Source organism: Streptomyces nanshensis, assembly GCF_001751255.1.
Taxonomy (GTDB): Bacteria; Actinomycetota; Actinomycetes; order Streptomycetales; family Streptomycetaceae; genus Streptomyces; species Streptomyces nanshensis_A.
The window spans coordinates 5864-11575 of record NZ_LJGW01000373.1 but is presented as its reverse complement, the minus strand read 5'-3'; the positions used below and the strand labels follow the sequence as shown (position 1 = coordinate 11575).

Annotated in this window: 5 protein-coding genes, 1 pseudogene and 1 riboswitch; of the genes and pseudogenes, 2 read left to right on the top strand and 4 right to left on the bottom strand. The window is 73.9% G+C overall.

The annotated features are described in order from the left end of the window. The 3 genes from AN218_RS22060 to AN218_RS22050 all read right to left on the bottom strand — a co-directional run. A partial coding sequence (locus AN218_RS22060; RefSeq protein WP_079132449.1) for an energy-coupling factor transporter transmembrane component T occupies window positions 1-1000 on the bottom strand: 1000 nt, incomplete at its 3' end. A gap of 81 nt (window positions 1001-1081) precedes the next feature. After that, a complete protein-coding gene (locus tag AN218_RS22055) occupies window positions 1082-1819 on the bottom strand; it encodes an SCO2322 family protein (protein ID WP_244900580.1) in 738 nt (245 codons plus the stop codon). Window positions 1820-1908: 89 nt separating this feature from the next. Beyond that, complete coding sequence (locus AN218_RS22050) at window positions 1909-3186, bottom strand: prenyltransferase/squalene oxidase repeat-containing protein (protein ID WP_070018629.1); 1278 nt, start codon at window positions 3184-3186, stop codon at window positions 1909-1911. 185 nt (window positions 3187-3371) lie between these two features. Further along, window positions 3372-3468: riboswitch (cobalamin riboswitch) on the bottom strand. A gap of 283 nt (window positions 3469-3751) precedes the next feature. Here AN218_RS22050 and AN218_RS22045 point away from each other — a divergent pair. After that, window positions 3752-3967: pseudogene (locus tag AN218_RS22045) on the top strand (helix-turn-helix domain-containing protein); the annotation flags it as partial. A 169-nt stretch (window positions 3968-4136) separates the two neighbouring features. Here AN218_RS22045 and AN218_RS22040 read toward each other — a convergent pair. Further along, window positions 4137-4841, bottom strand: coding sequence for a GntR family transcriptional regulator (locus AN218_RS22040; protein WP_070018628.1), 705 nt, complete (start codon window positions 4839-4841; stop codon window positions 4137-4139). 108 nt (window positions 4842-4949) lie between these two features. On the opposite strand from AN218_RS22040, the gene AN218_RS22035 reads away from it, so the two are divergent. After that, window positions 4950-5702 carry a LamB/YcsF family protein gene (locus AN218_RS22035; RefSeq protein WP_070018627.1) on the top strand — a complete coding sequence of 251 codons (753 nt, stop codon included), beginning with the start codon at window positions 4950-4952 and terminating at the stop codon, window positions 5700-5702. Window positions 5703-5712 lie beyond the last annotated feature (10 nt).

Sequence of the window (5712 nt, the reverse complement as noted above, 5' to 3'; positions counted from 1 at the left end):
AGGCGGCGGTCAACCAGGCCCGCACGCCCCAGCGTTCGGGCCGGTAACGGCTGCGGACGCTGCGTCGACCGCCCAGCCGGAGCCCGGCCAGGGCCAGCGCCACGCCCCCGAGCAGCAGCGGCAGCCCGTAGGCCGCGCCCTGGGCGGAGAGCAGCGCGTACGAACCGGCGCAGACGCCGAGCAGTCCGCCCAGCGTGAGCAGATTCGTCGTACGGCGCACCGCGCGGGGCACCTGCGCGCTGCGCCCGTAGCCGCGGGCGTCCATGGCGGCGGCCAGCGCCACCGAGCGTTCCAACGCGCCCTCCAGCACCGGCAGTCCGACCTGGAGCACCGAGCGCAGCCCCTTGTCGGGACGTCCGCGCAGGCGCCGCGCGGCACGCAGCCGCCGTACGTCCGCGACGAGGTTCGGCGCGAACGTCATCGCCACCACGACGGCCACGCCCGCCTCGTAGAGCGCGCCCGGCAGGGACTTCAGCAACCGGGCGGGATTCGCCAGGGCGTTGGCGGCGCCGACGCAGACCAGCAGCGTCGCCAGCTTCAGCCCGTCGTACAGCGCGAACACCAGACCCTCGGCGGTCACGCGGCCGCCCACGCGCACGCCCTGCGCCCACTCCGGGAGCGGCACCTCCGGCAGGGTGACCAGGACATGGCTGCCGGGGATCGGGGAGCCGAGGAAGAAGGCGAAGAAGAGCCGGACGACGAGCACGGCGAGGCCGAGCTTGAGGAACACCGTGTACGAACGGGCCCAGGGGGCGTCCGTACGGCGGGCCGCGACGACGTAACCGGCGACGGCGCACAGCAGCGACAGCAGCAGCGGGTTGGTGGTGCGGGACGCGGCGGTCGCCAGACCCAGCGCCCACAGCCACCATGCGCCGGGGTGCAGATCGAGGCCGCGTCCGGCCTCGGGCGCGCGTAGCCGCGCGAGCGCCGCCTTCGGCCGCCGCGCGACCTGCCCGGCCCGTACCGTCGTCGCCGTCCTGTCCGCCGCCGCTGCCGTCATCGCCGTCATCGCTGTTTTCGCCGTCGCCGTCGTCGCTGCCATCGACGTCACCGCCTCACCGCCATCGCCTCGCCCCGCGCGTCAACTGCGGCCGCGCGAGCGGCGGACCGCGGCGAGTACGAGCACGGCGACGGCGCCGACACCGGCGACCAGACCCGCGACCGGACCGAGGTCGCTGCCGGAATCGGAACCGTCCTCGCCCTGTGCGTCCGCGCCCTTGCCGGACCCCTTGTCCGCGTCCGCGACCTGTTCGCCGCAGCCGCGCCGCGGGTAGCCGTCGATGGCGCACAGCAGCCCGTCGGAGTTGTAGCGCAGCGGCTTGACGACCTCGGCGAGCGCGTCCGCGGCCGTGGCGTCCTCGTCGACCTGGGCGCAGCCCTGCCGCGGCTTCGGCGGATGCTCGCCGGGCGGCGCGTGCGCCGGGGTGCCGAAGTCGACGCGGACGGCGATGCGTTTGCCGCCCGGCTCGGTTTCCGTACCGTCGCAGACCGTGGCGAAGTCGCCGCCGCCACGCGGCTTCACGGCCTTCGCGGAGTCCTCGCTCAGGGCGAAGCGGAAGCCGACGGCGGTGCCGTCGCCGGGGTGCAGCACGGACGGGCCCTGGGTGGCGTACGACCAGTCGTCGTCCCTCTTCTCCTGCTCCCAGAAGGACCAGTAGCGGTAGCTGCCGGAGGTCCGCTCCGCGGCGTACGCGCCGATCACGGGTGCAGCAACTGCGGGCGCCGCCGCCGCTGTTGGCGTCGTCGCCGGTGCGGCGCGTTCGGCGGCGGTCGCCGGTGCCGGTACGAGTACGACGGCGAGCAGCCCCGTCCCGGCCACGGCCGGCACCCGCCAGGCACGCCGCGAGCCGCCCCGTACGGCGTCCCGTCGGAGACCCCGTACAGCGTCCCGTCGGAGACTCCGCACGCTCACAGCCCCCGCTTCTTCCTGCGGGAGCTGATCAGGAAGCCGACGCCCGCCCCCGCGGCCAGGCCCGCGCCGAGCAGGGACCAGCGCAGCACGGTGCCGCTGTCGCCGTCGTCCTTCGCCGCGGCTCCGGCGGTCTTCTCGCCGGGCATGCCGGCGGGTTTCGGTCCGGTGGCGGCGAGGCGGCCGAGCAGGTCGGTGCCCTTCAGCTTCGCCGGGTCGCCTCCCGTGGCGTGCGCGGCGAGCATGACGCCGGCGACGGCGGCGGGGTCGTTGCGGGACTTGTCCCATGAACTCAGCTTCGCGCCGAGCCAGTTGAGGGACTTCTTCGCCTCGTCGCGGTGCCCGCTCGCGGCGAGCGCGACGACGGCGTCGGCGGTGTTGGCGTAGTCGGGGGTGTCCTTGGCGCCGGGGGTCGCGGCGAGCAGATGGCCGCCGTTCTCATCGAGCCGGGCGGCGAGACGGGCCGCACCGGCGTCGGCCGCCGCCTTACGCCCGAGAGCCTTGCCGTCCGCGTCCTTGCCGCACTTCAGCGGTTCGAGGGGACGCTCCGCGCTCCGCTCGCCGACCAGCATGCCCGAGCCGGTGGCGGCGAGGACGGCCGCGGCGGTCGCGTCGTCGTTGGCGGCCAACTCGCCGTCCTTGCCCGGCTGGTAGGCGAAGGCGCCGCGCGCGTCCTTGTCGGCGTCGCAGCCGAGCTGGAGCGAAGTGAGCGCGTCGTAGGGCGACTTGCCGTTCTTCGTCGCCTTCTCGGGCTGCTTCCCGGCGGCGGCGTAGGCGCCGACGACGACGGACACCGAGTTCGCGTCGCTGGGGCTGCCCGGGTTGTAGCCCCAGCCGCCGTCCTTGTTCTGTACCGAGTCCAGCCACGTCAGGGACTCGGCGACCGTCTTGCTCTGCCCGCCCACGGCCGAGAGGGCCTGTACGGCGGCGGCCGTCGCGTTGGTGTCGCCCGGGGTCTTCTTCGCGTCGCACGGTGCGCCGGTGTCCGCGCGGTACGCCGTGAACGAGCCGTCGTCGCACTGCTGTCCGGCGAGCCAGGCCACCGCCGCGCGGGCCGGCTTCGCGCCGGCGGCGTCGAGGGCCAGCAGCGCGACCGACTGTCTCCACACCCCGTCGTACTTCGGATCGTTCGTACCGTAGAGGCCCTTCGGCAGCTTCTTGCCCGGGGAGGCGGATATCGCGTCGGTGGATACCGTGCCGGCGGACGCCGTGGGTGCGACGGCGACGCCGAGGACGACGGCCGCGGCGACGGCCGGGATGCTCCGGCGCAGGAACATGGGACATGCCTTTCGGTGAGCGGTCCGCAGCTCCGCACGGCCGCCCCGTCCGCCGCGGCGTGTGTGCTCACACGGCTCACGCCTCTCGGACGGCACACCCGGCTCAGCTCCGTAAACCTCGACGGTGGAAGCCGGCCTGTGCCTCCGCGGGGGCACGCGCGGCTTCGAGAGCCTGCCTCCGCCCGGGTGCTCCGGCTCACGGGCCGCGTACGGGGCGGCAGTTCACTCCGTACGGGACTCGCTCACGGTTGCGGGTCAGCGCCGGATTCGCACCGGCTTCCCTCGGTCGGGGGCGATGTACAGCCCTTCACTGTAGCCGCCGCCCTCCGGGGGACGTCCGGCTCTGCGTCCCCTTGCGTACTCCTATCGAAACTCGATAGATTCCCATCGCGAGTCGATGGTGTGGCTCGTACAGGCCCGATCGTCACGCCCCCGGCGAAGGAGGAGCGATGCGCGACCCGACGGTGCTCGCGCTGCGCGCCGTGCGCGTGGTGCTGCTCGCACAGGCCGTCGAGCGGGACGTCGAATCGGCGGGCATGCGGGCCGAGTCGGCGGAGGTCGTCTGATGCCGATCGCCGTCGACATCGACGTGATGCTCGCCCGGCGGAAGATGTCCGTGGGCGAACTCGCCGAACGCGTCGGCATCACGCCCGCCAACCTGGCCGTCCTCAAGAACGGCCGCGCCAAGGCGGTGCGCTTCGCGACCCTCGCCGCGCTCTGCGAGGCGCTCGACTGCCAGCCGGGAGACCTGCTGCGCTGGGAGGCGGAGGACGCCGGGGGAGCGGACGGGGACGGACGGGACGGGGACGATGGGGGAGACGCGGCCGCCGAGCGGGAGGCGGCGGCCGCCGAGCGGGAGGCGGCGGCCGCCGAAGCGTCGTAGGTACACGGCCCGGGACGCATGCTCGGGTGACCGGGAAATCGTTCAACGATCCGCGCCCGGCGGGGAGTCAGTCGTTCCGTTCCGGATATGCCTCGATGAGCTGCCGCCGCGAGTCCTCCAGGTAGTAGCCGAGTGCCCGCTCCGCCCCCGCGGGGTCGCCCTCCTCCAGCATCGTGAGGATCTCGCGGTTGCGCGAGAGATACGGCTCGTAGAAGCGGCGCGGATCGTCCATCACATGGAAGGCGAGCCGCAGTTCGGCCAGGACGCCGCGCATCAGGTCGTCGGTGCGCTCGCTGCCCGCGAGCCCCGCGAGGGCCTGGTGGAAGTGGATGTTGGCGGTGCCGCAGTCCGTCCACCCGCCCCGCTCGGCCGCGCGCTCGCCCGCCTCGACGGCCGCGGCGACCGGCTCCAGCGCGTACGGCGGGTGTCCGAGCCCGCGGACCGCGGCGCACTCCACGAGGTTGCGTACGCGGTAGATGTCCGCGATGTCGGACGTCGACAGCACCCGTACGAACGCGCCCTTGTTCAGCCGGTGCACCAGCAGCCGCTCGTGGGTGAGCAGCCGGAACGCCTCGCGCAGCGTGTTCCGCGAGACACCCAGCGCGTTGCCGATGCGCTCCTCGGAGAGACGGACGCCGGGCAGGAAGAAGCCCTGTGCGATACGTTCGCGCAGAATGCCGGCGACCCGCTCCGCCGTACTGGTGCGGCCCAACAGGGCGCGGTCGGCGGCGAGTTCGGACAGCTCCAGGCCGGAGCCGGTGTCGGCAGTCATGGTGCTCTTTCCTCGGCGCGTGCGGGTGCGCCCCAGTGAAGCCCAGAATGGCGTACGGGACAACAACCCCCTTGCCGAATTGTTCAACAATCCTCTACGTTGGTGGCGATGATCGATCTCAACGCCGACCTCGCCGAGGGCTTCGGGCGGTGGCAGCTCACCGACGACGAAGCCCTGCTCGCCTCTGTCACCAGTGCCAACGTCGCCTGCGGCTTCCACGCCGGCGACCCCCTCACCATGCGCCGCGTCTGTGAGCAGGCCGCCGCCGCGGGCATACGCATCGGGGCCCAGGTCGCCTACCGCGACCTGGCCGGATTCGGCCGCCGCACCATGGACGTGCCCGCCGAGGAGCTGGCCGCCGAGGTCGCCTACCAGATCGGCGCCCTGGAGATCTTCGCGCACGCGGCGGGCACCGCCGTCACCTACGTCAAACCGCACGGCGCCCTCTACAACCGCTGCGTGCGCGACCCGGAGCAGGCCGCCGCCGTGGTCGAGGGCATCTGCACGGCCGCCGTCCCGCTGCCGGTGCTGAGCCTGCCCGGCTCCCGGCTGCACGCCGCCGCCGCGGCGGCCGGACTCCCGGTCGTGGACGAGGCGTTCGCCGACCGCGGCTATCTGCCCGACGGCACGCTCGCGCCGCGCGACGAGCCGGGCGGCGTCGTCTCCGACCAGGACGAGGTCGTCGCCCGCGCGCTCGCGATCGCGGAGGGCGGCGAGGTCGCCGCGATCGACGGGACGCCGCTGCGGCTCTCCGCGCGCTCGCTGTGTCTGCACGGCGACACCCCGGGCGCGGTACGCCTGGCCCGGCGGGTACGCGAGGCACTGGCCGGCGGCGGATTCACGGTACGGGCGTTCACATGAGCGGCACGGC